Below are 1,553 nucleotides of genomic sequence, written 5' to 3' on the forward strand. Positions count from 1 at the left end.
CAGTCGTAGCGCGGCGGTCAGCGCACCGTCGGTGCGTACGTCACCCGCGACGGCTCGCGCCCTGTCCGCCACGTCGGACCCGAGGGTGTGGCGGAGCGCGGCGTGCAGCGAGTCGCCGGTGGGGGCGCTGGACATGTGCGCGCCGCCGATGCCGAGTTGTCCCACGCGGCGGGCGAAGTAGAACTGGTCGAACATCTGTGGGACGACCACCTGCGGGGTGCCGGAAGCCGCGGCGGCGGTGGTCGTGCCGGCGCCGCCGTGGTGCACCACCGCGGCGACCCGTGGGAACAGCGCCTGCTGGTTCACTTCGCCGACCGCCAGGCAGTCGGGCTCGTCGTCCACGGGCGACAGGTCGGCCCAGCCCCTCGACAGGATGACGCGCCGTCCGAGCGCGCGGGCCGTGCCGATCACCGTCCTGGTGAAGCCCTCGGGCGCGCGGACGCTGCCGAGACCGCAGTAGACGGGCGGGTCGCAGGAGTCCAGGAACGCCTCCACCGCGGCGGGGAGCGGCCGCTCGTCCGGCAGTACCCAGGCTCCGGTCTGGAACACGTCCAGGTCGGGCGAGTGCGGCCAGGGTGCCAGCGTCGGGTCCGCGGCGAGCCACGGGGCGGACGTGAAGATGTGGCCGCGCACGTCCTCGACCGGCGGCAGTCCGACGGCCGCGCGCTGTGCGTCGAAGGCCGGGCCCCACACGGCGTTCCAGCGCTCAGCGTCCTCGGCCCAGAGCGTGCGGTTGTCGGCCGAGCCGTCCGCGGGCTTCTGCCCGAGCATCCCGAAAACGGGTGGTGCGTGATGCGCGGACGGCAGCGTGACAGGCGCGAACGCGGCGTAGACGTAGCCGATACCACGCCGCTCGGCCACCGAGTGGGCGGCGACGGCCAGTCCCCCGCCGCCCACGACGACGTCGCAGCCCGCGGCTGCCGCGTGGACCGCCTCGAACTGCGCGGCGACAGTGCCCTCGACCATCCGGCGCCGCTGCTCGGGGGTGGGGACGGCACCGGCGCTCCGTTTAGCGGTCCCGCGCAGCTCGGGGCCGACGGGCACGTAGGCGACCCCCAGGGACTCGGCCCACTCCCGGAAGTCGGGAGGCGCGCACACCACGGCGTCGTGCCCCGACTTCTTCAGCTGCACGGCCAGCGCCACCACGGGCTGGGCCTCGCCCCGTGACCCGATCGTGGACAGCAGAACACGCATGTCGCTCCCGATCCCGTCTCGCGCAGGTCGTCGGCTCGTAGCGTAGCCCCCGGACGCCGGCCGGTCAGTGGGGCTATGCGTTCGAACCGGCGCGCCCTCGGTCGAGGAAGCCCGCGACGGTGCGGGTGAAGGAGACAGGGTCGTCGAGCCACGGGTAGTGGCCGGCGTCGGGCTGGACGGTCAGTTCGGCGTGGGGGAACAACGTCGCGATACCGGCGGCGACATGGGGGCGCGGACCGCTGTCGAGTTCGCCCGCGAGTACCAGCACCGGCGCGTCCAGGCGGGCGACTGCTGCGCGCGCCGTGGCAGGGTCGAAAGCGCCGGGCGCGGCGTAGGCGTCCGCTGCCGACTCGTTGGTC

2 protein-coding genes are annotated in these 1,553 nt (G+C 74.3%); both read right to left on the reverse strand.

Annotated features, from left to right (window positions below):
• Window positions 1-1,194 (reverse strand): glycosyltransferase (locus K6I34_RS36785; protein ID WP_229332361.1); only part of this gene is annotated, 1,194 nt, incomplete at its 3' end.
• Window positions 1,195-1,267: 73 nt separating this feature from the next.
• On the reverse strand, window positions 1,268-1,553 hold a 286-nt coding region (locus tag K6I34_RS36790), incomplete at its 5' end, for an alpha/beta fold hydrolase (protein WP_229332362.1).

This window comes from Streptomyces sp. UNOC14_S4 (genome assembly GCF_020740835.1).
In the GTDB taxonomy this organism is placed as follows: Bacteria; Actinomycetota; Actinomycetes; order Streptomycetales; family Streptomycetaceae; genus Streptomyces.